This window comes from Actinomadura rugatobispora (genome assembly GCF_055379765.1).
This window is the reverse complement of record NZ_AP029191.1, coordinates 11,929,641-11,953,175: the sequence shown is the minus strand read 5'-3', so window position 1 is coordinate 11,953,175 and position 23,535 is coordinate 11,929,641. Positions and strand designations below refer to the sequence as shown.

At 73.6% G+C, this 23,535-nt stretch carries 22 protein-coding genes; 14 read left to right on the top strand and 8 right to left on the bottom strand.

What is annotated here, in order from left to right; all coding sequences use genetic code 11:
* Positions 1 to 12: 12 nt before the first annotated feature.
* The 3 genes from ACZ466_RS53695 to ACZ466_RS53685 are packed head-to-tail and all read right to left on the bottom strand — an operon-like array spanning position 13 to position 2,865.
* Positions 13 to 1,194, bottom strand: coding sequence for a thiolase family protein (locus ACZ466_RS53695; RefSeq protein WP_378291401.1), 1,182 nt, complete (start codon positions 1,192 to 1,194; stop codon positions 13 to 15).
* Positions 1,194 to 1,637, bottom strand: a complete 444-nt coding sequence (locus ACZ466_RS53690) for a Zn-ribbon domain-containing OB-fold protein (protein ID WP_378291403.1) — start codon at positions 1,635 to 1,637, stop codon at positions 1,194 to 1,196. The genes ACZ466_RS53695 and ACZ466_RS53690 overlap by 1 nt, the downstream gene beginning before the upstream one ends.
* Positions 1,638 to 1,644: 7 nt before the next feature.
* Positions 1,645 to 2,865: a CaiB/BaiF CoA transferase family protein gene (locus tag ACZ466_RS53685; protein WP_378291405.1), complete on the bottom strand. Its 1,221-nt coding sequence runs from the start codon at positions 2,863 to 2,865 to the stop codon at positions 1,645 to 1,647.
* Positions 2,866 to 2,998: 133 nt separating this feature from the next.
* Here ACZ466_RS53685 and ACZ466_RS53680 point away from each other — a divergent pair, with 133 nt between their 5' ends.
* The 5 genes from ACZ466_RS53680 (at position 2,999) to ACZ466_RS53660 (ending at position 9,272) form a co-directional block, all read left to right on the top strand.
* Positions 2,999 to 3,973, top strand: coding sequence for an LLM class flavin-dependent oxidoreductase (locus tag ACZ466_RS53680; RefSeq protein ID WP_378291408.1), 975 nt, complete (start codon positions 2,999 to 3,001; stop codon positions 3,971 to 3,973).
* The gene (locus tag ACZ466_RS53675; RefSeq protein ID WP_378291410.1) at positions 3,970 to 6,285 is read left to right on the top strand and encodes a CaiB/BaiF CoA-transferase family protein; all 2,316 of its coding nucleotides are present in this window, start codon (positions 3,970 to 3,972) and stop codon (positions 6,283 to 6,285) included. The genes ACZ466_RS53680 and ACZ466_RS53675 overlap by 4 nt, the downstream gene beginning before the upstream one ends.
* Before the next feature lie 96 nt (positions 6,286 to 6,381).
* Complete coding sequence (locus tag ACZ466_RS53670) at positions 6,382 to 6,795, top strand: nuclear transport factor 2 family protein (protein ID WP_378291412.1); 414 nt, start codon at positions 6,382 to 6,384, stop codon at positions 6,793 to 6,795.
* Between the two features lie 138 nt (positions 6,796 to 6,933).
* Complete coding sequence (locus ACZ466_RS53665) at positions 6,934 to 8,133, top strand: amidohydrolase family protein (protein WP_378291414.1); 1,200 nt, start codon at positions 6,934 to 6,936, stop codon at positions 8,131 to 8,133.
* Between the two features lie 62 nt (positions 8,134 to 8,195).
* Positions 8,196 to 9,272 carry a Zn-dependent alcohol dehydrogenase gene (locus ACZ466_RS53660; protein ID WP_378291416.1) on the top strand — a complete coding sequence of 359 codons (1,077 nt, stop codon included), beginning with the start codon at positions 8,196 to 8,198 and terminating at the stop codon, positions 9,270 to 9,272.
* Between the two features lie 46 nt (positions 9,273 to 9,318).
* Here ACZ466_RS53660 and ACZ466_RS53655 read toward each other — a convergent pair whose 3' ends face one another.
* Positions 9,319 to 9,783, bottom strand: a complete 465-nt coding sequence (locus ACZ466_RS53655; protein WP_378291418.1) for a nuclear transport factor 2 family protein — start codon at positions 9,781 to 9,783, stop codon at positions 9,319 to 9,321.
* A 50-nt stretch (positions 9,784 to 9,833) separates the two neighbouring features.
* Here ACZ466_RS53655 and ACZ466_RS53650 point away from each other — a divergent pair, with 50 nt between their 5' ends.
* The 6 genes from ACZ466_RS53650 (at position 9,834) to ACZ466_RS53625 (ending at position 16,536) form a co-directional block, all read left to right on the top strand.
* Entirely contained in the window at positions 9,834 to 10,982 is a 1,149-nt protein-coding gene (locus ACZ466_RS53650; protein WP_378291420.1) for an acyl-CoA dehydrogenase family protein, read from the top strand.
* Positions 10,979 to 11,935 (top strand): acyl-CoA dehydrogenase family protein, encoded by a 957-nt coding sequence (locus tag ACZ466_RS53645; RefSeq protein ID WP_464042401.1) that lies wholly within the window; start codon positions 10,979 to 10,981, stop codon positions 11,933 to 11,935. Before ACZ466_RS53650 ends, ACZ466_RS53645 begins: the two co-directional genes overlap by 4 nt.
* Positions 11,932 to 12,714, top strand: coding sequence for an enoyl-CoA hydratase/isomerase family protein (locus ACZ466_RS53640; protein WP_378291424.1), 783 nt, complete (start codon positions 11,932 to 11,934; stop codon positions 12,712 to 12,714). The genes ACZ466_RS53645 and ACZ466_RS53640 overlap by 4 nt, the downstream gene beginning before the upstream one ends.
* A 2-nt stretch (positions 12,715 to 12,716) precedes the next feature.
* On the top strand, positions 12,717 to 13,919 hold the full coding sequence (locus ACZ466_RS53635; protein ID WP_378291426.1) for an acyl-CoA dehydrogenase family protein: 1,203 nt from the start codon (positions 12,717 to 12,719) through the stop codon (positions 13,917 to 13,919).
* The gene (locus tag ACZ466_RS53630) at positions 13,919 to 15,031 is read left to right on the top strand and encodes an acyl-CoA dehydrogenase family protein (protein ID WP_378291428.1); all 1,113 of its coding nucleotides are present in this window, start codon (positions 13,919 to 13,921) and stop codon (positions 15,029 to 15,031) included. The genes ACZ466_RS53635 and ACZ466_RS53630 overlap by 1 nt, the downstream gene beginning before the upstream one ends.
* Before the next feature lie 296 nt (positions 15,032 to 15,327).
* Complete coding sequence (locus tag ACZ466_RS53625; protein ID WP_378291430.1) at positions 15,328 to 16,536, top strand: amidohydrolase family protein; 1,209 nt, start codon at positions 15,328 to 15,330, stop codon at positions 16,534 to 16,536.
* Between the two features lie 180 nt (positions 16,537 to 16,716).
* On the opposite strand, the gene ACZ466_RS53620 is transcribed toward ACZ466_RS53625, so the two are convergent.
* Positions 16,717 to 16,905: a ferredoxin gene (locus ACZ466_RS53620; protein WP_378291433.1), complete on the bottom strand. Its 189-nt coding sequence runs from the start codon at positions 16,903 to 16,905 to the stop codon at positions 16,717 to 16,719.
* A gap of 28 nt (positions 16,906 to 16,933) precedes the next feature.
* On the bottom strand, positions 16,934 to 17,740 hold the full coding sequence (locus ACZ466_RS53615; protein ID WP_378291435.1) for an SDR family NAD(P)-dependent oxidoreductase: 807 nt from the start codon (positions 17,738 to 17,740) through the stop codon (positions 16,934 to 16,936).
* A gap of 184 nt (positions 17,741 to 17,924) precedes the next feature.
* Here ACZ466_RS53615 and ACZ466_RS53610 point away from each other — a divergent pair, with 184 nt between their 5' ends.
* On the top strand, positions 17,925 to 19,631 hold the full coding sequence (locus ACZ466_RS53610) for an N-acyl-D-amino-acid deacylase family protein (protein ID WP_378291437.1): 1,707 nt from the start codon (positions 17,925 to 17,927) through the stop codon (positions 19,629 to 19,631).
* A gap of 45 nt (positions 19,632 to 19,676) precedes the next feature.
* Here the strand turns inward: ACZ466_RS53610 and ACZ466_RS53605 are convergent, their stop codons facing one another.
* A complete protein-coding gene (locus ACZ466_RS53605; protein ID WP_378291439.1) occupies positions 19,677 to 20,558 on the bottom strand; it encodes an alpha/beta fold hydrolase in 882 nt (293 codons plus the stop codon).
* Between the two features lie 110 nt (positions 20,559 to 20,668).
* Here ACZ466_RS53605 and ACZ466_RS53600 point away from each other — a divergent pair, with 110 nt between their 5' ends.
* Positions 20,669 to 21,859, top strand: a complete 1,191-nt coding sequence (locus tag ACZ466_RS53600) for a thiolase family protein (RefSeq protein ID WP_378291442.1) — start codon at positions 20,669 to 20,671, stop codon at positions 21,857 to 21,859.
* 95 nt (positions 21,860 to 21,954) lie between these two features.
* Positions 21,955 to 22,467, top strand: a complete 513-nt coding sequence (locus ACZ466_RS53595) for a DUF6879 family protein (RefSeq protein ID WP_378291444.1) — start codon at positions 21,955 to 21,957, stop codon at positions 22,465 to 22,467.
* Between the two features lie 94 nt (positions 22,468 to 22,561).
* Here the strand turns inward: ACZ466_RS53595 and ACZ466_RS53590 are convergent, their stop codons facing one another.
* Positions 22,562 to 23,242 carry a TetR/AcrR family transcriptional regulator gene (locus ACZ466_RS53590; protein WP_378291446.1) on the bottom strand — a complete coding sequence of 227 codons (681 nt, stop codon included), beginning with the start codon at positions 23,240 to 23,242 and terminating at the stop codon, positions 22,562 to 22,564.
* Positions 23,243 to 23,535: the final 293 nt, after the last annotated feature.

The window sequence follows — 23,535 nt, the reverse complement described above, 5'->3', positions numbered from 1 at the left end:
TCGGCGCTCCTTCTACCAGCGTGTCAGCAGCGCCGCGCCGGCCTCGAAGCCGCCGACGTTGGTCACCGCCGCGACCTCCGCGCCGGCGACCTGCGCCGCCCCGGCCTCGCCGCGCAGCTGCCGCACGGCCTCGGCGGTGTGCCCGAAGGCGGCGTGGAGGCGGCCGCCGGACAGCTGGCCGCCCCAGGTGTTGAGCGGGAGCTCGCCGTCGAGGGCGATGCGCTTGCCTCCATCGACGAACGCCCCGGCCTCGCCGGGCCCGCAGAAGCCCATCGCCTCCAGCCACCAGACGGCCTCGATGGTGAAGCCGTCGTAGAGTTCGGCGACGTCGACGTCACCGGGCCGCAGGCCGGTCCGCGCCCACATCGCCCGTGCGGCGCCGTGGCCCACGCGGCCCATGTCCTCCCACTGCTCCCACGACGGCCTGCCCTCCACGACCCCGGCCATGGCCTCGATGCGGACCGGTGCCCGCAGGTCGGACGCCGTGTCGGCGGCGGAGACGACGATGGCGGTGGCGCCGTCGCAGGGCGCGTCGCAGTCGTACAGGCACATCGGCGTGGAGATCATCCGCGAGCCGAGGTAGTCCTCGACGGTCAGCGGCGTCCGGTAGACCGCGTCCGGGTTGAGGGCGGCGTGCGCCCGCTGCGTCACCGGGATCCACGCGAGCTGCTCGCGGGTGACGCCGTACTCGTGCATGTAGCGGGCGGCGTACGGGGCCACCTGGCAGACCGGCGACAGCATCCCGACGGGCAGCAGCCACGCCAGCGGGCCCTCGGCGACCGGCTTGGTCGAGCCGTAGGCGGGACGGCCCCCGGCGTTGCGGCTGGCGCTGCCCTCCTTCACCGTCCGCCAGATGACCACGTGGCGGGCCTGCCCGGTGGCGACGGCCTGGGCCGGCCCGTAGAAGGGCAGCGACATCCCCTCCACCAGCCCCTGGCGCCAGGTCGTGGTGATCCGCAGCGTGTCCTGGACCTCGTAGAGGTTTCCGTTGGCGTAGCCGGGCAGGTTCGCCGCGCCCCCGCCCGGGAACATGGCCAGGCCGTCGATGTCGTCCAGCGTCAGACCGGCGTCCTCGACGGCGGCGAGGACGGCGTCGAGCGTGAGCTGCAGGCCCGACCGGTCGACCTGGCGCCCGATCGCGGACTGCCCGACGCCGGAGATCACGGCCCGCCGCTCGAACAGGTCGGTCCCCATCAGGCCTCCCCTTCCCGCGCGGACGGTTCGCCGCCCTCGACGGCCACGAAGCTGGGGATGGCGAAGCCGCCCGGCCCCGGCTCGAAACCGATGCCGACCTCCATGCCGATCGCCGCCTCCTCGGGCGGGCAGCCCCGCAGCCTGCCGACCACCCGCACGCCCGGGTGGCCGGGGAACTCGACGAGGACGACCGCGTACGGCACCTCCAGACCTGGAAGCCAGCGCTGGTGGTTCACGGTGAGGCTGTAGACGCGGCCCGGCCCGGTGATCTCGACCGGCTCCATGGACCTGCCGCGGCAGGAGCGGCACATCCCCCGAGGCGGGAAGGACCGGGCGCCGCAGGAGGAGCATCCCTCGACGACCAGGCGGCCCTCGGCGGCCGCGTCCCAGAAGGGCCGGGTCTCCTCGGTGACGGCGGGCGGTATCCCTACGGTCGCGTCCATCTTCTCCCTATCGCTGGTCGGGGCCGGAGGGGCGGCCGGCCTGCACCACGGCCCCGGCGTCGAGCAGCGCGCCGACCTCGTCGGCGCCGAAGCCCCAGTCGCGCAGCACCTCGCTCGTGTGCCCGCCCGCCTCGGCCGGAGGCGTGGCGGGCGCCGCGGGCGTGCGACCGAACCTGGGGGCCGCCGACGGCTGCACCACGCCGTCGATCTCCACGAAGGTGCCCCGTTCGACGTTGTGGGGGTGCGAGGGGGCCTCGGCGAGCGTGAGCACCGGGGCGAAGCAGGTGTCGGTGCCCTCCAGCAGCTCGCACCACTCCTCGAACCGCCTGGACCTGAAGACGGCCGCCAGCCGGGCCCTGTCCTCCGGCCAGGCGGCGGGGTCGGCCTGGCGGTGCAGGAGCTCGTCGCCCAGGCCCAGGCGGTCGAGCAGCTCGGCGTAGAACTGCGGCTCGCCGCAGCCGACGGTCACGTGGCGGCCGTCGGCGGTCTCGTAGACGTTGTAGAAGGGCGCCCCGAGGTCCAGGACGTTGGTGCCGGGCTCGTCGGACCACAGGCCCTCGGCGCGCATCCCGTGGAAGAGCGTGGTCAGCAGGGCGACCCCGTCGACCATCGCGGTGTCGACCACCTGCCCCCGGCCCGAGCGCGACCGCTCGAACAGGGCGCTCAGGACGCCGACGACCAGGAGCATCCCCCCGCCGCCGTAGTCGCCCAGGAGGTTCAGCGGCGGGGCGGGCGGACCGTCGCCGCGGCGCAGCGGGTCGAGCGCCCCGGCCAGCGCGACGTAGTTGATGTCGTGCCCGGGGGTGCGGGCGTACGGCCCGTCCTGGCCCCAGCCGGTGATGCGGGCGTAGACCAGCCGGGGGTTGCGTTCGAGGCAGACGTCCGGGCCGACGCCGAGCCGCTCGGCGACGCCGGGGCGGAACCCCTCCACCAGCACGTCGGCCTTCCCGGCCAGGCGGAGCACCGCGGCGAGGCCGCCGGCGTGCTTGAGGTCGACGGCGACGGAGCGGCGGCCGCGCGTGACCAGGTCGATCCTGCGGCGGCCGCGTATCATGCGTTCCGTCCCGCTCTCGCCGGCGGCGGGCGCACCGGCGGCGGGCGCGACGTCCTCCGGGCGGACGACGCGCACCACGTCGGCCCCGAGATCGGCGAGGACCATGGCGCCGAACGGACCGGGCCCGCGGCTCTGCAGCTCGACGACCCGCAGTCCGGACAGTGGTCCCGCCATGGGCCTCCCCTTCTTCCGCCCGAGACAAAGAGAGCGTTCGCTCACTATACTCACTACCGGGAGAAAGTGAGCCTTTGCTATCTTCCCCCCGTCGGCGCCGACCGGCGTCGGAGCCTCTCGCGAAGGAGCCTCGGTGCCAGGCGATCGCATCATCTTCGGGGCAGCGGCCATTCCGGAACCCGACAGGGACTGGCTGGCCGCGGCCGAACGACTCCCGATCGAATCGATCTGGCAGGGCGGCCATCTGCTGCCGCCGACCTCGACCGGCGAGGCGATCACCCGGCTCGCCCTGATGGCCGCCTGGACCGAGCGGGTGCGGGTGGGCACCGCCGTCCTCCAGTTGCCGCTGTACCCGCCGGTGATCGCGGCCAAGCAGCTCGCCGACCTCGACTCCCGCACCGGCGGCCGGGTCTCGGTCGGGGTGGGCGTCGGAGGCGAGTTCCCCAAGGAGTTCGAGGCCGTCGGCGTGCCGCTCAAGGAGCGCGGCCCCCGGACCGACGAGGCGATGGAGATCCTGCGGGCGCTCTGGAACGGCGGGCCGGTCACCCATCACGGCAGGTTCTTCGACTTCGACGACCTGGAGCTGCGGCCGGTCCGGTCGCCGGGCGCTGACGCCCCGGAGATGCGGCCGGGCGGCCCGCCGCTGCTGGTCTCCGGCCGCAAGGCGCCGGCCATGCGCCGCGCCGCCCGCCTGGGCGACGGCTGGATGCCTTATCTGATGTCGCCCGACGCCTACGCCCGCTCGGTGGCCGCCATCGAGGACGAGGCGCGGGCCGCCGGCCGCGACCTGGCCGGCTTCGAGTGGATGATGTACCTCTACTGCTGCGTCCGCCGCGACGGCGACCGCGCCCGCAACGACGTCGAGGCGTTCCTCGGCGGCGCCTACGGCGACAAGCCGCGCGCCATGCTCGACCGCATCGCCCCCTCGGGCACGCCAGAGGAGGTCGCTGCACGGCTCCAAAAGTACGTCGACGCCGGCGTCCGGCACTTCGTCATCTCCCCGGCGGCGCCCGACGACACCCTTGAGGTGGTCACGCTCGCCGCGGAGGAAGTGCTGCCGCGCCTGACCCTCCCCGTCCCGGCGGCTCCCGGTGGCGTGGCCCCGTGAGCGCCCCGCTCTCCGGGACGCCGCTCGCGGGCCTGACGGTCGTCGAGGTCGCCGCGGGCACGAGCGACCTCGGCCTCGGCCTGGCCGGGGGCGTGCCGGGCATGCTCCTGGCCGACCTCGGGGCCGACGTCGTCCGGGTGGTGGGCACGCGGCCCGCGCCCCTGGACGCCGGCGTGCCGTGGGGCAGGGCCTGGCACCGCGACAAGCGCGTCGTCGCCACCGACGACCGCGACGAGGTGTCCGCGCTGCTCAGCGAGGCCGACGCCGCCCTGGTCTACGGGCCGGAGGCGCTCGTGGAAGGCCGCGGCCTCGGCTACCGCGACCTGCGGGAGGGCAGCCCCGGCCTGGTCTACGCCCGCTGCCGCCCCAGCCGCACCGCCGCCGGGACCGTCGAGGACCACGGCCTGCTGGTGGAGGCGCGCGCCGGTTTCTGCACCCAGCTCGAGGGCCACCGGCCCGGCCCGATCTTCGTCGACGTCCGCGCGTCCGGCATCGGCACCGCGTCCCTGCTGACCGTGTCGGTCCTCGCGCTGCTGCGCCGCCGGGCGCTGACCGGCGCCGGGGGGTGGGCCGAGACCTCCCTCTACGACGGCATGCTCGCCACGCTCGGCTGCATGATCGGCCGGTCGGAGCGGGCCAAGCCCGAGATCGAGGGGTACTGGGAGAAGGGCTCGACCTTCCCGAACTTCCTCTACCGCTGCGCCGACGGCGAGCTGATCCAGGTGTGGTTCGGCGGCAAGGGGATGTACACCGCGCTGCTCGGCGTGCTCGGGGACGAGCCCAGCGCCGAGGGCTACTACACCGACCAGATGACCGGCAGGCTCGGCGAGCGGGCCGCCCGCTGGGGCGCGATCTTCGCCACCCGGCCCCGCGACGTCTGGATCGGCCAGCTGCGCGAGTCGGGCGTCGCCTGCGAGCCCGTGTTCGGCCCCGGCGAGGCGCTGGGCGACCCCCACGCCGCCGAGAACGGGCTGGCCCTCACGCGGACGGACGGCGGCCACCGCGACGTGGTGGTCGGCTCCCCGATCTCGGTGTCCCCGCTCGCGGACGCCCCGGCCGGGGAGGCCCCGTCGTCCGGCCCTCCGGAGGACGGGGAGGAGACCGGCCTGCTCGGCGGCCTGCGCGTCCTGGACTTCTCGGCGTTCGTCGCCGGGCCGCTGGCCGCCGAGATCCTCGCCGACCTCGGCGCGGACGTCATCAAGGTCGAGCCGCCCGACGGCGAGGCGATGCGCGCCGCCGCGTACGCCGTCGCCGCGTGCCAGCGCGGGAAGCGCAGCCTGGCGCTGGACATCGGCGCGCCCGAGGCGCGGCCCGTCGTCGAGCGGCTGCTGAAGTGGGCCGACGTCGTCCTGCACAACTTCCGCGTGGGGGTGGCCGAGCGGCTCGGCATCGACGAGGAGACGGTCGCCCGCCTGAACCCCGGCGCCGTGTACTGCCACGCCAGCGCCTTCGGCGCCGCCGGCCCCCGGGCCAGGTTCCCGGCCAACGACGCGCTCATGCAGGCCGTGACCGGGTTCGAGCGCGCCGTCGGCGGCGCCGGGAACGACCCGCTGGCGGCGACGTGGATCCCGCTGGACATGTCCGGGGGATGGGTCGCGGCCATGGGGCTGCTGACCGGCCTGTACGCGCGGGCGCGCGACGGCCGGGGCCGGCGCGTGGTGACGAGCCTGCTCGGCGCCGGCATGCTGGTGCAGAGCGGGGTGTTCGAGCGCGACGGCGAGCTCGTGCGCGGTCCCGAGCTGGACGCGCGGCAGACGGGCTACGGGCCCGGGTACCGCCTCTACGAGGGCGGCGACGGCGGCTGGTTCGCGCTGGTCGTCCCCGACGAGGAGGGATGGCGGCGGCTGGCGTCGCTTCCCGGGGCCGGGGCGCTTCCGGCGGAGTACACGCCGCTGCGCGGCGGTGCCGACGACGCCCGCGCCCGCCGGGCCGAGACGGTCCTGGAGACGGCGTTCGCGTCGGCGCCCGCGGCCGAGTGGACGGACCGGCTGCGGGGCCTGGGACTCCTCGCCGAGCTCGTCGAACCGCTGGACCGGGACGGCTTCCGGCGCGCCGTCCTCGACGATCCGGTGAACCGCCGGATGGGCCGGGTGGTGTCGTACGAGACCGCCGACTGGGGCCGGTTCGAGCAGATCGGCCCGCTGGTGCGGTGCGGGCCGGACGCCTCCGCCGGGCCGCGGCTGATGCTCCCGGGCGTCGGCGAGCACACCGCCGAGGTCCTCACCGAGCTGGGCGTGCCCCGGGAGGAGGCGGACGCGCTGCTGGCCGGGAAGATCGCCCGGCAGCTCGGGGACGCCGCCGGGCTCCCGTGAGGCCCGCCCCGCCGGCGCGGCCGGCGCGACCCGGGAAGAACCCAGTACGACCGGCATGCCCGCGGGCGTGCCCGACGACCGTGAGGAGCCGCAGGCATGGGCACGACCGACAGCGCGCGACAGGACGGCGTGGAACTGGTGAACGAGATGGCGCGCCGGTTCCAGGCCGGCGACCGCGACGGCGCGTTCGCGCTGCTCCACCCGGACTTCCGCATCCAGCAGCCGGCGTCGCTTCCGCACGGCGGCTGGCACCGGGGGAGCGAGGGCATGGCCGAGATGGGGGCGGCGTTCGCGCGGCACTGGGACCGCGCGATCGAGGAGCCGCGGATCCTCGGCTGCGGCGACACGGTCGTCCAGGTCACCACGCAGACGTGGACGGCGAAGGCGTCGGGCCGCTCGGCGACGGTCGACGTCGTCGAGCTGTTCTCCTTCGCCGGCGGCCTCATCTCGGAGATCAGGGTCTTCCAGCAGGACACGCACGCCCTGCTGGCCACCCTTGACGGGGCCTGACACCGGAGCGCGCGGCGTGTCGGGCAGGTCGCGGCCCGCCTTGACACGCCGAAGCCGGTAGTGGAACAGTAGTAACTGGGCGCTCACTTACTAAGCGTCCGATCCCTTTGTCGACGGGGCGTCCGGAGGTAGGCGGGGATGGAGTACTTGCTGATCGATGCCGATGGGCACTATTACGAGCCCGACGACTGCTTCACCCGGCACATCGAGGCGCGCTTCAAGGACGAGACCGTCCGCGTCCGGCGGGGCGACGACGGCCTCGGCCGCATCTACCTCCGGGGCGGGCGGACGTTCATGAGCGTGATGCCCGGCGACTACGCCTCGGCGCCCGGCGCCCTGGAGGGGCTGTTCGCCGGCGAGGTCGCCGACGGGTTCACCCACCGCGAGGTGATCAACGCCAAGGACCATCCGGAGTTCATGGAGCGGACGGCCCGCCTGGCGCTGATGGACGAGCAGGGCCTGGAGGCGACCATCATGCTTCCCACCCTGGGCGTCGCGGTGGAGTACGACATGCGGGACGACGTCGACCTCAGCTACGCGAGCCTGCGGGCCTTCAACCGCTGGCTGGAGGAGGACTGGGGGTACGGGGCGGACGGCCGGATCTTCGGCGTGCCCATGCTCTCGCTGCTCGACATCGACCGCGCCATGGCCGAGCTGAACCGGGTCATCGACGCCGGCGCCCGCCTGGTGCACCTGTGCCCGGGGCCGGTGGGGGGCCGCTCGCCGGCCGACCCGCACTTCGACCCGTTCTGGGCGACCGTGGCCGAGGCCGGGATCCCGGTGGTGTTCCACGTCTCCAACAGCGGCTACCAGCACTTCTACGGCACCCACTGGTCCGAGGACCCGGCCAACCCCTCGCACGCGCAGTCCCCGCTGCAATGGGCCCTGTGCAACACCGAGCGGCCGGTGGTCGACACGCTCATCGCGCTGACGCTGCACAACCTGTTCGGCCGCCACCCCGAGGTGAAGATCATCTCGATCGAGAACGGGTCGAACTGGCTGAAGCCGCTGTTCAAGAGCATCGACAAGGCCGCGGCGCTGGGCCGCCGCGGTCCCATGATCGGCGGGCAGCTGCCGGCGCGTCCCAGCGAGGCGCTGGCGGAGCACCTGTGGATCAGCCCGTTCCCCGAGGACGACGTGCGCGACCTGATCGGCACCCTCGGCGCCGGCCACGTCCTGTTCGGCTCGGACTACCCGCACCCCGAGGGGCTCCGCGAGCCCCGCGACTACCTCTCCCGGCTCGCCGGCTTCGACGCCGCGGTCACGCGCCGGGTGCTGCGCGGGAACACCGCGGCGCTGCTGGGCATCCCCGACCACGCGCCGGCCCTCTCGGGCTAGGCCTTCCGCGCACGTCCTTCCTCCTTCCTCGGTGTCGGACCGGATCCCAAGGGGTTTCAGCAGTGAAAGTCGCCATCGCGTACGAGGTCGGCCGGCCGGCCGTGGTCGAGGACCTGCCCGTTCCGGCGATCGGACCGCGGGACGTCCTCGTGCGCGTCACCGCGAGCGGCATCTGCCACACCGATCTCAACGTGCTCAACGGGCTGTCGGCGCTGCCGCTCCCGATCGCGCTCGGCCACGAGGGCTGCGGCGTGGTGGAGGAGGTGGGCCCCGAGGTGCGCCGGGTCCGTCCAGGGGACCGGGTCCTGGCCTCGGTCACGCCCGCGTGTGGAACGTGCCGCCGCTGCGTCGACGGCATGTCGAACCACTGCGCGCTCAACCCGGTGGTGAAGGCGGCCGAGCGGTTCGCGCTCGCCGACGGCCGCATGGCCCCGGCGGTGTGCGGCTGCGGGACGTTCGCCGAGGCCATGGTCGTGGACGAGGCGTCGGTGGTCCCGGTCGAGACCGACCTCGCCGACGAGCAGCTCGCCCTCCTCGGGTGCGGCGTCACCACCGGCCTGGGCGCCGCCCTCAACACCGCGGCCGTGGCGCCGGGCTCCAGCGTGGCGGTGATCGGCTGCGGCGGGGTCGGCCAGTCGGTGATCCAGGGCGCGCGCATCGCGGGCGCGGCGGTCATCGTCGCCATCGACCCGATCGCCGGCCGGCGCGAGGCGAGCCTGGCCCAGGGGGCCACGCACGCCGTCGACCCGGCGGAGGGCGACCCGATCGAGCAGGTCCGGGCGCTGACCGGCGGGGAGGGGGCCGACTACACCTTCGAGGTCGTGGGGCGTCCCGAGCTGATGGTGCAGGCGTTCGACATGGCGCGCGTCCAGGGCACGGTGACGCTGGTGGGGATGCCGGCGCTCGGCGACACCCTGACGCTCCCGGCGGTCAAGGCGGTGTTCTCGGGGAAGCGGCTGGCGGGCTCGGTCGTCGGCGGGTCGCAGATCCTGCGCGACTTCCCCCGGTTCATCCGGCTCGCCGAGTCGGGGAAACTCGATCTCGGCTCGATGGTCTCCACGCGCATCGGGCTGGACGAGATCAACCACGGGATCGACCTGGTGGCCAAGGCCGAAGGGGTGCGGACCGTCATCGTCTGACCGGGCCCCGGCCCGGCCGCCGACCTCCCGCCGGCGCACCGCCGGGTCAGGACATCGAGTCGTGAGAGTAGTGGCAGTTCCACTCGACCACCTTGCCCGTCGCGTCGACCCGCATGGAGTCGGCGCCGCGGCGCACCGTCCCGTCCGGGGCGTGGCAGGTGTAGGCCAGGACGACCGCGTCGGTGCCCGCGTAGACCGCGTCGAGCGTGTACCGGATGCCGGGGGTGCGGCGCAGCGCGTAGTCCACGTAGCCGCTGAGCGCCTCGAAGCCGTCGATCGTCTTCTTGGCCGGGTCGCCGGTCAGCCGCGGGACGAACGGGGAGCTGAAGACGACGTCGGCGGCGAACGGCTCCATGATCGTGGCCAGGTCGCCGGCGTTCCACCCCTCGTCCCAGTGGCGCCGCAGGTTCTCCACCGTGGTGTCGTCGAGCATCGGCAGCCCTTCCGTTCGGGTTCGCGCCGGATGCGCGCTGGACGGGGCGAACACCGATGAGTCTATGATCGCGGTCATGCAGTGGCAAGTATTGTAATCCTTTAAAGGATAGCGTAGGGTGATGATTCATGGACTTCACGATGGGGGAGGCCGCCACGGCCCTGCGCGGTGAGCTGCGCGGGCTGGTGGAGGAGCACGTCCCGCCGGACTTCCTCGGGGCGTTCACCGACGACCCGGCCGACCTGGAGGTCGCCCAGCGCTTCTGCCGGCTCCTCGCCGAGCGCGGCCTGCTCTGCATGGCCTGGCCCGAGGAGTACGGCGGCCGGGACGCCTCGATCTGGGAGCAGACCGTGGTCCGCGAGGAGATGTGGGCGCACCACGAGCCCCGCGGCGCCCAGTACATGGGGGTCAACTGGGTCGGGCCCACGATCATGCGGCACGGCACCCCGCAGCAGCGGCGCAAGCACCTCCCGCCGATCGCGCGCGGCGAGGTGATCTGGTGCCAGGGCTTCAGCGAGCCCGACGCCGGCTCCGACCTGGCCTCGCTGCGCACCGCCGCCCGGCCCGACGGCGACGGCTGGCTGGTCTCCGGCCAGAAGATCTGGACGTCCTACGCCACGATGGCCCAGTGGTGCTTCCTCCTCGCCCGCACCTCCAGGGGCGAGCGCAAGCAGCAGGGCCTCACCATCTTCCTGGTCCCGATGTCCGACCCCGCCATCGAGGTCAGGCCGATCCCCTGCATGATGGGGCCGCACCACCTCAACGAGGTCTTCTTCGACGACCTGCGGGTCACCGAGGCCGACGTCCTGGGCACCGTCGGCGAGGGCTGGAAGGTGGTGCAGGAGGTGCTGTCGTACGAGCGGGTGGGCATCGCCCGCTACGCCCGCTGCGAGCGCCTCCTGCAGGCCGCGCCCGAGGCGCTCGGCGACCGCTGGGACGACCTCCCGGCCGAGCTGCGCGGCCGGTGGGCGCGGATGCTCACGCACTGCCGGCGGGCCCGGCTGCTGGCCTACCGCGTGGTGTCGCTGCAGAGCGAGGGCACCATCAAGCCGGGCGACGCCGCGGCGTACCGCATCGCGGTGACCCGGCTCGACCAGGAGAGCGCCGAGGTGCTCATGGAGATCGTCGGGGCGGCGCCGCCCGAAGGGCCGGAGGGCGCGTGGTTCCGCGCCGAGGTGGAGGACCACTGGCGCTACTCGCAGGCGTCCACCGTCGCCTCGGGGAGCATCGAGATGCAGCGCATCCTGCTGTCCCGGTCGCTGCTGGCGGCGTCATGAACATCGAGCTGAGCCGCGAGGCGGCCGAGTACGGGCGGCAGGTGCACCGCGCGCTGGAGGCGGCGGGCGGCGACGCGCTCGCCGAGACCGCCGAGCGCGAACCCGCGCGCAGGGCCGGCCTCGTGGCCCCCGTCCTCGGCGAACTGGGCGCCTGGGAGCTCGACCCCCGAGGCGACGCCGAGGAGCTGGAGGCGGCGGCCGCGCTGTGCCGCGCCGCCGGCTACTGGGCGGCCCCCTACCCGGTGGCCGAGCGCCTCGCGCGGCCCGCCGGCCTCGGCGCCGACGGCCTGCTGGTGGTCGCCGGCACCGCCCCCTCCGCCGCCGTGGCCGGCCTCGACGACCTGCGCTGGGCGGCGGTCACGCTGGACGGCCGGCGCAGCCTCGCCGTCCCCCGCCCCCCGGACGGGCCGCCCCGCACGTCCGCGTTCGTCACCGGGCTGGACCTGCGGCCGGTCGACGACGACGGCGCGGACGACGTGGCCCTCGGCCTCGTCCTGCCGTGCTGGACGCTGCTCGGGATGCTCGACCGGGCCCTCGACCTCGCCCGCGAGCACGTGCTCGTCCGGGAGCAGTTCGGGCAGGCGCTCGCGCGGTTCCAGGGCGTGCAGTTCCAGCTGACCGACGCCGAGGTGGAGCGCAGCGGCGTCGAGGTGCTGGCCAAGTACGCGCTGTGGAGCGTCCAGACCCACCGCGGCGAGGCGCTGGACGACGCGCTCGCGCTCCGCCTGGCGGCGGTCGAGGCGGCCGAGGCCGTGTTCCGCGTCGCGCACCAGCTGCACGGCGCCACCGGCTTCTGCGACGAGGCGACCCTGTCCTGGCTCTCCCGGTACAGCCAGCCGCTGCGCCGGCTCCCGCTGGGCCTGTCGGCGACCCGCGACCGGCTCGCCGCCCGGCTGGGACGCAACGGCCTGACGGGGCTGTTCGGCGACACCGCGCAACGGGTGACCGCATGACCGTGACCTACGACCTTCCCGGCGAGCTGACCGTCGAGGCCGAGGGCCCCGTCCGCACCGTCGTCGTCAACCGGCCCGCCGAGCTGAACGCCGTCAACGAGCGGCTGCACTGGGCGTTCGCCAACGTCTGGCGGCAGCTGGCCGCCGACCTGGAGGCCAGGGTGGTGATCCTCACCGGTGCCGGGCGCGCGTTCTGCGCGGGCGGCGACCTGGACTGGATCGCCTCCTTCCTGGACGACCCGGTCGCCCGCGACGAGAGCCTCCGCGAGGGCGCGCAGATCATCGAGGAGATGCTCCGGTTCCCGCTGCCGGTGATCGCCGCCGTCAACGGCCCGGCGGTCGGGCTGGGCTGCAGCATCGCGGTGCTGTCCGACATCGTGCTGATGTCGGACACCGCGTACCTGGCCGACCCGCACGTCAGCGTCGGGCTGGTGGCCGGGGACGGCGGCGCCGCGTTCTGGCCGCTGCTCACCCCGATCCTCCGGTCGCGCGAGTACCTGTTCACCGGCGAGCGCATCCCCGCGGCGACGGCCGTCGAGCTGGGGCTCGCCTCGCGTGCCGCCGCGCCCGACGACCTGCTGCCCGAGGCCCGGCGCCTCGCCGAGCGGCTCGCCCGGCAGCCGGTGGAGGCGCTCCGCGGCACCAAACGGGTGGTCAACATGCACCTGTCGGAGGCGCTGCGCGGCGCGATGCAGGCCGGTTTCGCCGCCGAGGCCGTCACGATGCGCTCCGAGGAGCACCGCGACCGGCTGCTCGCGCTGCGGCGGAAGGCGGGCTGACGATGACGCCGCCGACCGGAGACCTCCAGGAGTTCCGCTCCTCCGTGCGCGAGTGGTGCCGGACCCACGTGCCCGCCGACTGGCGGCGAGCGCAGACCGGCGTCCCCGACGAGGAGTTCGTCGCCTTCCAGAAGGAGTGGTTCCAGGAGCTGCGCCGCTCCGGCTACGCCGTTCCGCACTGGCCCCGGGAATGGGGCGGCGGGATGCCGGTCGCCGAGCAGATCGTCCTGTACCAGGAGCTCGCCGCCCACGACGCGCCGCGCCTGGTCCTGGCGTTCGTCTCCATCCACCACGCCGCGTCCACGCTGCTCGCCGCCGGCACCGACGAGCAGCGCCGCCGCCACCTCCCGGCGATCCTGGACGGCGAGATCTGGGTCCAGGGGTTCTCCGAGCCCGACGCCGGATCCGACCTCGCCGCGCTCAAGACGACGGCCCGCCGCGAGCGCGACGGCTTCGTCGTCAACGGGCAGAAGCTGTGGGCGAGCGGCGCCACGCACGCCGACTGGTGCCTGCTGCTGGCCCGCACCGACCCCGCCGCCCCCAAGCGGCGCGGCATCTCCTACTTCCTCATGGACATGCGCACGCCCGGCATCGACGTCCGGCCCATCCAGCAGGCGACCGGTGAATCGCACTTCTGCGAGGTCTTCCTCAACGACGTCGTCATCCCGGCCGAGAACCTGGTGGGCCCGGAGAACGAGGGCTGGCGGGTGGCGCAGGAGACCCTGGGCGCCGAGCGCGGCATGACGATGCTCGAGCTGGCGGAACGGCTCGGCAACGCCGGCTTCCGCTGGCTGGTGGAGGCGTGCGCCCGGCCGGGGCCCGGCGGTGAACGGCTGATCGACGACTCGCTGGTCCAGGACCGGCTGGCGGCGTTCGAGACCGAGGCCACCGGCCTGCGCGCGCTCTGCCGCGACCTGGTGGAGCGCCACGACGACGGCACCGCCGGCCCGGCGGACGCCTCGATCGTGAAGCTGCACTACAGCGAGCTGCTGCAGCGGATGACCGGCTTCGGTGCCGAGGTCGCGGGCCTGGCGGCCCACACCGAGCTGCGCAAGCCCATGTCGAGCGGGTGGGAGTCGGGGGCCTGGGTCCTGGACTTCATCGGCTCGTGGGAGTGGACGATTCCGGGCGGGACGAGCGAGATCCAGCGCACCATCATCGGTGAGCGCGGCCTCGGACTGCCCCGAGAACCGAGGAGAAGCTGATGCCCGCCGACTCCTCCGACCTTTCCGACTTCTCCGAGATCCACGACGAGCTCCGGGCCGTGGCGCGCGACCTGCTCGGCAAGGCCGGCCCCGGGTCCGGGGCCGACTGGGCGCGGATCGCCGAGTCCGGATGGCTCGGGCTGGAGGCGCCGGCCGCGCTGGACGGCGCGGACGCCACCTTCGCCGAGGTCGCCGTCGTCCTGGAGGAGATGGGCCGGGCGGCCGCGTGCGGCCCGTACCTGGGGGCGGCGGTCCTGGCCATCGGGACGCTCAACCTGCTGCGGCCCGGCCCCGGCCGGGACCTGCTGCTGGGCCGGACCGCGGCGGGCGAGGCCGTCCCGGTGGTCGCGCTGTCCGGCGGCGGTGAGGGCCTGGGAGGCGACGGCGCCTCGGCCGAGCCGCCGTTCCGCCTGGACCGCTCACCGGAGGGCCTGCGGGTGCACGGCCGCGCCGCCTTCGTGCTCGACGCGCCCGACGCCGGAAGCCTCCTGCTGCCCGCGCTCGACCCCGAGGGCACGCCCGTGATCGTCGATGTCGCGGCGGACGCCGCCGGGCTCGGCCTGGAGGCGCAGCCCGTCCTGGACGCCACCCGCCGCTTCGGCACGGTGACCGCGGACGCCGTGGCGGTGGGGGAGGAGTCGGTGTGGCGCTTCGACGGCGAGCCCGAGGCCGCCGTCCGCCGCGTGCTCGACCGTGCCGCCGTCGCCGTCGCCTGCGACAGCCTCGGCCTGAGCGAGGCCATGCTGGAGGCGACCGTCGCCTACGCCGGGGTGCGGGAGCAGTTCGGCAGCCCGATCGGCTCCTTCCAGGCGGTCAAGCACGCGTGCGCCGACATGCTCGTCCAGGTCACGGTGGCGCGCCGGCTCGTCGCGGCGGCCGTGCGGGCGCTGGCCGGCGATGACCCCGAGTCGTGGGTGGCGGCCTCGATGGCCAAGTCGTACGCGTGCGGCGCGGCGGTCGACGTCACCGGCAAGGCGATGCAGCTGCACGGGGGGATGGGCTACACGTGGGAGAGCGGCATCCACGTCTACCTGAAGCGGGCCGCGCTCAACCGCTCGCTGTTCGGTTCGCCGGTGTCCCACCGCCGGCGGCTGGCCGGCCGCTACCGCTGACACCGCGCCTTCACCCCTGCGGCCGCTCGTCCCGGCCGTTCCTTCCCGGCGGTTCTCCCCGCCGTCCTTAGGGCCGCCCACCGCGCCGTTCTCGCGCGCCGTTCGGCGCGCCGACTCGCGCGCCGCTTTTGCGCGCCGTCCTTCCATCCGTTCTGCCTGCCGTTCTGCCTGCCGTTCGTCCTGCCGTCGGCGTGCGGCCATTTGCCACTGGCGTACCGGCGGCCCTCCGCCTACGATGTATGTGAGCGTTCGCTTTCAAAAGTCCCCGCTCCCGGGTGAGCGGTTGGGAGGGCTGTATGTCGTTCAACTGGTTCATCTCGGTCGATGACCACCTCATCGAGCCGGCGCGCCTGTGGCAGGAGCGGCTGCCGCAACGCTGGCGCGACACAGGCCCCCGGATCGTGCGCGACGGCGACTCGGAGTTCTGGGTCTACGAGGACCGCCAGATCGTGACCACCGGCCTGAACGCGGTGGCCGGCAAGAAGCGCGAGGAGTTCTCGCCGGAGCCGATCACCTACGACGAGATGCGGCCCGGGTGCTACGACCCGGCCGCGCGCGTGGCCGACATGGACCAGGGCTTCGTGCTGTCGTCGATGCTGTTCCCGTCCTTCCCCCGCTACTGCGGCCAGGTCTTCCACGAGGCCAAGGACAAGGAGCTCGGGCTGCTGTGCGTCCAGGCGTGGAACGACTTCATCCTGGAGGAGTTCGCGCAGGCCTACCCGGGCCGGTTCATCCCGATGATGATCATCCCGCTGTGGGACCCGGTGGCCGCCGCCGCCGAGATCGAGCGGACCGCCGGCCTCGGCGCCAAGTCGATCGCGTTCTCGGAGAACCCGACCAAGCTGGGGCTGCCGTCCATCCACACCGGCCACTGGGACCCGGTCTGGCGCGCCTGCGACGAGACCGGCCTGGTCGTGTCGATGCACGTGGGGTCCTCGTCCAACCTGATCCGCACGTCCGAGGACATGCCGACGCTGGCGTTCATGGCGTACTCGGCGGCCGCCAACCAGGCGGGCACCCTGCTGGACTGGCTGTTCAGCGGCAACTTCGAGAAGTTCGGCAACCTGAAGATCGCGCTGTCGGAGGGGTCGATCGGCTGGATCCCCTACTTCCTGGAGCGGGCCGAGCAGGTCGTCGACAAGCAGCGGTTCTGGGCGTCCCGCTTCGACATCGACATGAACGCCGCCCACGACCGCGGCGAGCAGAAGGGCGAGGCCTCCTTCGACCTGAACACCGACATCCGCCGGCTGTTCAAGGACCACGTCTTCGGGACGTTCATCGAGGACCAGGCCGGCCTCCGGCTGCTGGACATCATCGGCGAGGACAACGTGATGCTCGAGTGCGACTACCCGCACTCGGACTCGACCTGGCCCGACACCATCGAGATGGCCAACAAGTGGCTCGGGCACCTGCCCGAGGACGTGCAGCACAAGATCACGGTCGGCAACGCCTCCCGGGTCTACAACTTCACGCCGGCCGACCCCGCGACCATCGCGGTCCCCTGACGCCTCCCGCCCCGCACGCCACGTCGCCGCCGCCCGGAAGGGCGGCGGCGACGCCGTGTCGGGCGGAGGCCGCGGCAGGTGAAGACGGCCGTGGAACGCCGAAAACGGGCGCTCGCGTCCACCGCGGTGGTGCGGGCGCCCGGCTCCGGCCCGGGCCGGCCAGGAGGTCTCAGTGCACGCTCAGTGCACGCTGATGGCGCGCTCGGGGCAGTTGGCCGCGGCCTCGGCGGCGCCGGCCTCGAACTCGGCGGGGACCTCGGGGACCGAGACCACCCCGTGCCCCTGCTCGTCGAGCGAGAACACCTCCGGGCAGATCTCCCAGCAGCGGGCGTGCCCCTGGCAGAGGTCCGGATCCACGGTGACCTTCATCAGTGGTTCTCCTTCGTCGTCGGATCGGTCAGAACGTCGCCGAGAGGGCCCACGGCCCGTCGGGGAACGGCCGTCCCAGCAGCTCCATGCTGTAGGCGATGCGGCCGGTCACGGGGGCGGGCCGCGCGCCGCACAGCGCGAGGGCTGCGTTCGCCATGGCGTCGGCGTCCTCCACCGGGGCGTTGTCGGGCGTGTGGGGCGACACGACGGCCACGCCGGGCGTCATCACCAGGCCGGAGGTTCCCAGCGAGTTGACGTTCACTCCCGTGCCGTGCAGCTCGGCCGCCAGGCCGGTGGTGAGCCGGTCGAGCGCCGCCTTGCACATCCCGTAGGGGACGCAGCCGTCGCTGGCCCAGTCGGGGTACGGCGGCCCCATCGGGTGGCGGGCCTGCTTGGAGGTGATGTTCAGCACCCAGCCCCGCCCGCGCTCGATCATGCCGGGAACCGCCAGCTGGCACAGCCGGAACGGGGCGTGCACCATCATCTGGAACATCAGTCCGTAGCGGCGCGCGGGGATGTCCAGCGCGGGCCCGTAGAAGTTCACGCCCGCATTGTTCACCAGCGTGTCCACCGGACCGAGCGCCGCCTCGGCGCGTTCCACGACCGTCTCGACGTCCTCGGGGACGGTCAGGTCGGCGGGGACGGCCTCGACCCGGCCGCCGTTGTCCCTGATGCGGCCCATGACCTCGTCGAGCGAGCCGGGCAGCGATGACGAGCCGGGGGAGACCGTGCGAGCCACCAGGGCGATCGCCGCTCCCTCGGCCGCGAATCGTTCGGCGATGTACTGCCCGATGCCGCGGCTCGCGCCCGTGACGAGCGCCACGCGGCCGTCCATCGATCCCAAGAGAACTCCAGAGGTGATTCGTCGGAGCGGGCCGGGCCCGGACCCGGATCAACTCTAGCAAAGTAAGCACATACTCTCTCCGCTTGCCAGGGATGACTCCGGCGGAACGCCGGGCTATGGTGAGTGAGCACACGCTTTGTTTCTGGTGGGCGTTCCGGTCGGAAGGACATGAACCATGCATGACCTCGTGATCCGTCACGGCGAGGTGGCCGACGGCACGGGCTCGGCCCCGAGGCGGGCCGACATCGCCGTCGACGGCGACCGGATCAGCGTGGTGGGCGCGGTCGACGGCCGGGGCCGGCGCGAGATCGACGCCTCCGGCCGCCTGGTCACCCCCGGGTTCATCGACGTCCACACCCACCTCGACGCCCAGTTCTTCTGGGACCCGGCGGCCACCCCGTCCTGCCACCACGGCGTGACCACGGTGGTCCTGGGCAACTGCGGCGTCACCTTCGCGCCCGTCCGCCCCGGGCAGGAGGGCTACCTGGCCGGGATGATGGAGTCGGTCGAGGACATCCCGGCCGACACGATCATGTCCGGGCTCGACTGGGGCTGGGAGACCTACGGCGAGTACCTCAAGGCCCTGGGCCGCCGGGAGCTCGGCGTCAACGCCGGCGGCCTGGTCGGCCACTGCGCCCTGCGGTACTACGTCATGGGGGAGCGGAGCCTGGAGGAGGCGCCCGCCACCGGCGACGACATCGCCGGGATGGCGGCCGTCGTGGCCGAGGCGATGGACAACGGCGCCCTCGGCTTCTCGACCTCCCGCACCTACATGCACACCGTGCCGGACGGCCGTCCCGTGCCGGGCACCTTCGCGCTGCCCGCCGAACTCGCCGCCATCGCCGACGTCCTGGCCGCCCGCCGCCGCGGCACCTTCCAGGTCGTGCCGCGCATCGGCGAGCGCGACGGCGCCGAGCGGAAGAACTCCCGGGCCGAGATGGCGTGGATGGAGGAGGTCAGCCGCGCCTCCGGGCGGCCGCTGGCGTTCTCCATCATGCAGAGCGACCGCCGACCGGGCCTGTGGGAATGGGTGATGAACGAGGTGGCCGCGGCGCGGGGCCGCGGCGCCGACGTGCGGCCGATGACCTCGGTGCGCGGCAGCGCGATCCTCTACGGACTGGTCGGCCGCACCCCCTACGACGCGCTCCCGGCCTGGGCCGACCTCATGGCCCGGCCGTTCGCCGCCCGGCTGGAGGCGCTGGCCGACGCGTCGCTGCGCCGCCGCCTCGCCGAGGAGGCCGAACGGCCGGTGGAGCAGTCGGGCCCGCTGGCGCCCAAGGACCCCGCCAAGCTCTACCTCATGCCCCCGGGGTCGGCCGACTACGACGTGAGCCCGGACAACAGCCTGGCCGCCGAGGCCGCCCGCCGGGGCACCAGCCCCGCCGCCGCGCTCCTGGACTACACGGTCGAGACCCGCGGGCTCGGCCTCCTCTACTACCCGGTGCTCAACCAGGACCTCGGCGCGGTCGCCGAGATGATCGCCAACCCGGACGTCGTGGTGGGCGTGGCCGACGCCGGCGCGCATGTCGCCCTGACGATGGACGCGGGCAACTCGACCTTCTTCCTGAAGCACTGGGTCAGGGACGAGGGCCTGCTCGACGTCGGCCGGGCCGTCAAGAAGCTCACCCTCGAAGGCGCCGACCTCTTCGGGATCCCCGACCGCGGCGTCCTCGCCCCGGGCGCCTTCGCCGACATCAACGTCCTCGACCTCGAGGACCTCTACCTGCACACGCCCGAGATGGTGGACGACTTCCCGCTCGGCGCCAGCCGGTTCGTCCAGCGCGCCCGCGGCTACGACTACACGATCGTCAACGGCAGGGTCCTGGTCGAGCACGACGAACTGACCGGCGAGCGGCCCGGCCGGGTGGTCACCCCCGCCTGACCGCTCGGCCTCCCCGGCCCGGGGCTTCGTGACGGCGGCCGTCCGTCAGGCCCCGGCGCCCAGGGGGATCGCCTCGCGCGCCCACGTGTCCAGCACCGGGGCGAGCAGCGGCCAGCGCACGAAGAGGCCGGGGGCCTCCCCGGAGGTGCGCGCCGCCTGCCGCTCGCTCCACTCGGCGTCCCCCCACGGCGGCTCCACGAGCCGGGCGCCGGGGAGCAGCGCCGCCACCTGCTCGGAGGTCTCGCGCCGGTGGTGGAGGTCGCTCGCACCGCTGCGGAACACCAGGGCCGGAAGGTCGAGGGCCTGCGCGTCGGCGTCGGACATGCCGGGGACCGGCTCGTCGTCGCGGGGGCAGTACGCGGCCAGCCAGCGTTCGAGGGTGGCGATGAACTCCTTGGGGTCGGTGTCGAGGAAGCGCCGCCGGTTGGCCGGGTTGCGCTCCAGGACCTCGGCCCACTCGGGCAGTTCGGCGACGGCCTCCATGCCGCCCTCCCACGCCGCGCGGATCGACCCGGCGCAGTAGTAGGAGCCGATCGACAGGAGGCCGAAGACGCCGCCGCTGATCCACCAGAGCGCCAGGCCGGCGGCCGTGCCGGGGTGGCGGGCGGCGGTCAGCAGCGAGACGCGCGAGCCGCCGGAGCCTCCGGCGATCACGGCGGGCGTCATGTCGAGGTGCGCCAGCAGCGCGGCCAGCGTGTCGGCCTGCATGGCCGACTCGGAGGAGCCGGTGAAGCACACGTCGGACTCGCCGGTGTTGGGACGGTCCCAGATGAGCACCCGGTTGCCGCGTTCCGCGAGGGCCTCCGCGAGCTCCCGGACGCCGGGCGAGTCCCGGGCGACCCGTCCCCCGGGCGTGATCGCCCACGGCCGCCCCTCGCCGATCACCTCGTAGCCGACCGTCAGACCGTTCACCCTTGCCGTGACCATGAGCCGACGTTACTATGAAATCGCTAATTGAGGAAATACTTACTCATTTACTGGCACCGCCCCGATCAGGGGTTTCGCGCCCGGCGGGTGTTCCACGAGAGGAGTGACGCATGGTGAGCCATGAGGCAGTGATCGTCTCCGGGGCCCGGACCGCGATCGGGACCGCGTACAAGGGGACCCTGGCCGACGTCGACGCGCTCGAACTCGGGACGGGGGCGGTCGCCGAGGCCGTCCGGCGGTCGGGCCTCCCGCCCGAGGTCGTGGACGACGTCGTGCTCGGGGAGTCGCTCTACGGCGGCGGCGCCATCGGCCGCTACGCCGCCATCGAGGCCGGCCTGGTGAACGCGCCGGGCATCGCCCACAACCGCCACTGCGCCTCCGGGCTCGCCGCCCTGCAGACCGCCGCCTCCTCGATCATCGCCGGGATGGACCGTGTCGTCGTCGCCGGCGGCGTCCAGTCGAGCTCCACCGCCCCCAGGACCGACCGGCGCGTCCCCGGCACCGACGACTGGGAAGAGGACTGGCTGGCCCCCAGCCACCGCGAGACGCCCGACGCCCCGATCCGCGACATGACGATCACGGTCGGCTGGAACGCCGCGGTCAAGGCCGGGATCAGCCGGGAGGACCAGGACGCCTGGGCGTTCCGGTCCCATCGGCGCGCCGTCGCCGGGATCGACGCCGGAAGCTTCGAGGAGGAGATCTTCCCGATCGAGGTCACCCGCCGCGACGGCACGCGCGTCACGTTCGCGGTCGACGAGCACCCCAGGCGCACCTCCACCCTGGAGAAGCTCGCCTCGCTCAAGCCGCTGCACCCCGAGATCGAGAACTTCAGCATCACCGCCGGCAACTCCGCGGGCGTGAACGACGGCGCGGCCGCCCTGGTCGTCACCGACCGGTCCTTCGCCGAGGAGCGCGGGCTGGAGCCGCTGGCGGTCGTCCGGGCCTGGGCGTCCGCCGGGGTGCCGCCGGCCGACACGGGCCTCGCGCCGTCCCTGGCCATCCCCAAGGCGCTCGACCGCGCCGGGCTGTCGATCGGCGACGTCGCCCTGTGGGAGATCAACGAGGCGTTCGCGTCCGTGCCCATCGCCGCGGTGCGGGATCTGGGCCTCGACGAGGACCTCGTGAACGTCCTCGGCAGCGGCTGCAGCCTCGGCCACCCGGTCGCGATGACCGGCGCCCGGATGGTGCTCACGCTCACCCACGAACTGCGGCGCCGCGGCGGCGGCGTCGGCGTGGCGGCGATGTGCGCCGGCGGCGGCATGGCCACCGCGCTCGTCCTCGACGTGCCCGCGCCGGCGTAGCGGGTTCGCGCACCGACCCGGCGGGAGGGCCGCCCTGCCGGGTCCGGGTGCGCCCGGCGTACGATTCCAGCCGGGCTGGTCGGCCGAGGGGGGATATGGAACCGATTTCGGTGGCGCGCCGGAGCGAACTGCTCGGACGGGCGCGCAGCATCCTGAAGATGGAGATGCGGGACGACTACGCGGTCGACCGCGTCATGTTCGCGGCCTGGCGGGCCGGTGACACCGACCGGGTCGCCCGCGCCGCCGGCGCGTCCCGCCGCAGGGTCGCCGCGCGGGTCGAGGCCGGGATGAGCCTGCGGCGGGTGAAGGTGGTGTCGGAGCCGCTGTCGGAGTACCAGCGCTTCGCCTTCGAGTGCAGCACGCGGGCCGTGGACCCCCGGGAGGAGCTCCGCTGGGCGCCCAGGCGCCTGGTGTCCGGGATCCTGATGCCGGGCAACGACTTCTTCCTGCTGGACGACGAGATGGTGATCTTCAACGTGCTCGACGGCGCGGACCGCCAGGCCGAGCAGCAGCTCTCCACCGCCGCCGAGATGGTGAAGCTGTGCCGGGAGGCGTTCGAGTCGGCCTGGGCGGTGGCGATCCCGCACCACGAGTACGGCCCCCGCTGAAGGGCGTCACACGAGGACGCCGGAGAGTGAGCGGATACTCATAACGCTCACGAGACGACAAACCGGGCGCGGGGTGGGGGCGCCTTTCCGGTTTTCAGCGCTTTTTGCGCGCGGGCTCGATCGCTGGGAAGAAACCTTTGACGGTGCCTTCACTGATCAGTGACACCGCGCGATGGCGGTCGAATCCCCGGTTGTGGTGGCTCTCCAGCGCCAGGATGAACGCAATGCCCATTACCGCCCGGGCGGAGATGTCCGGGGACTCGAACGGGAAACCGTACCGGTCCTCGACCTCGCGCCACGCCTCGGCCAGCCGGTCCATCGCGACCGCGAAATTGTCGCGGTAGAACCGGCGGGCCACCTGGGGGTCGCCGAACAGCACCAGGCCGAGCAGCGGCAGGATCTCCTCCAGCGTGGAGATCAGCTGCCGGTAAAGCCCGGTCATCGTCCTGAGCTGCAGTTCCGGCGTGAGCGGCTGGTCCTTGTCGACCGTCGCCGTCGCCGCGACGAGATCGTCCACGGCCTGCTTGAGCGGTTCCACGACGGCTTCGAAGAACAACTGGTCCTTGCTCTCGAAGTGCCGGTAGATCACGCCTTCGCTGATGCCGCTGTGCTCGGCGATAACTTTGATCGTCGTGCCGCTCATGTCGCCGCTCTCGGTGAACGCGCGCCTCGCCGCGGCCAGAATGGAGCTCCTCCGAGCCTCGGCGGTGAGCCGCCGGCGGGGGCGCGGAGCCTCGCTGGCGGGCTCGGACGAATGTGTTGCCGAACTGGTCAAGAGGACTCCTCGCTTCCAAGCTTCCGGCTGGTAAGTGTGCGCACACTTCCATACTAGTTGGTGCGGCCTGCCGGACTGGACGACCTGAGAAGTTCGGCCGGCGGCGTGGCGCCCCGAAGCCCGCCGCCGAAGCCCCGGCCGGCCGTGCGAGGGGTTCTCGATGCCGGCACCACCGGCGCGCCCGTGCTCGCGGGCGGGCGCCGTCCTCGGGGGAGTCGCCTGGTCAGGGCGGTGAGCGCGGCACCCGCCGCGGGCGGACGCCGGCGCCCCGAAAGCCCCGCGGCAAGGGGTTT

Coding starts and splice junctions, on each gene's coding strand:
- ACZ466_RS53640 (WP_378291424.1), top strand. CDS start 11,932: ATGACCGTGACCTACGACCTTCCCGGCGAGCTGACCGTCGAGGCCGAG.
- ACZ466_RS53615 (WP_378291435.1), bottom strand. CDS start 17,740: ATGGACGGCCGCGTGGCGCTCGTCACGGGCGCGAGCCGCGGCATCGGG.
- ACZ466_RS53665 (WP_378291414.1), top strand. CDS start 6,934: ATGGAGTACTTGCTGATCGATGCCGATGGGCACTATTACGAGCCCGAC.
- ACZ466_RS53595 (WP_378291444.1), top strand. CDS start 21,955: ATGGAACCGATTTCGGTGGCGCGCCGGAGCGAACTGCTCGGACGGGCG.
- ACZ466_RS53620 (WP_378291433.1), bottom strand. CDS start 16,905: ATGAAGGTCACCGTGGATCCGGACCTCTGCCAGGGGCACGCCCGCTGC.
- ACZ466_RS53645 (WP_464042401.1), top strand. CDS start 10,979: ATGAACATCGAGCTGAGCCGCGAGGCGGCCGAGTACGGGCGGCAGGTG.
- ACZ466_RS53610 (WP_378291437.1), top strand. CDS start 17,925: ATGCATGACCTCGTGATCCGTCACGGCGAGGTGGCCGACGGCACGGGC.
- ACZ466_RS53695 (WP_378291401.1), bottom strand. CDS start 1,194: ATGGGGACCGACCTGTTCGAGCGGCGGGCCGTGATCTCCGGCGTCGGG.
- ACZ466_RS53655 (WP_378291418.1), bottom strand. CDS start 9,783: ATGACCGCGATCATAGACTCATCGGTGTTCGCCCCGTCCAGCGCGCAT.
- ACZ466_RS53630 (WP_378291428.1), top strand. CDS start 13,919: ATGCCCGCCGACTCCTCCGACCTTTCCGACTTCTCCGAGATCCACGAC.
- ACZ466_RS53690 (WP_378291403.1), bottom strand. CDS start 1,637: ATGGACGCGACCGTAGGGATACCGCCCGCCGTCACCGAGGAGACCCGG.
- ACZ466_RS53605 (WP_378291439.1), bottom strand. CDS start 20,558: ATGGTCACGGCAAGGGTGAACGGTCTGACGGTCGGCTACGAGGTGATC.
- ACZ466_RS53670 (WP_378291412.1), top strand. CDS start 6,382: ATGGGCACGACCGACAGCGCGCGACAGGACGGCGTGGAACTGGTGAAC.
- ACZ466_RS53625 (WP_378291430.1), top strand. CDS start 15,328: ATGTCGTTCAACTGGTTCATCTCGGTCGATGACCACCTCATCGAGCCG.
- ACZ466_RS53600 (WP_378291442.1), top strand. CDS start 20,669: ATGGTGAGCCATGAGGCAGTGATCGTCTCCGGGGCCCGGACCGCGATC.
- ACZ466_RS53650 (WP_378291420.1), top strand. CDS start 9,834: ATGGACTTCACGATGGGGGAGGCCGCCACGGCCCTGCGCGGTGAGCTG.
- ACZ466_RS53635 (WP_378291426.1), top strand. CDS start 12,717: ATGACGCCGCCGACCGGAGACCTCCAGGAGTTCCGCTCCTCCGTGCGC.
- ACZ466_RS53685 (WP_378291405.1), bottom strand. CDS start 2,865: ATGGCGGGACCACTGTCCGGACTGCGGGTCGTCGAGCTGCAGAGCCGC.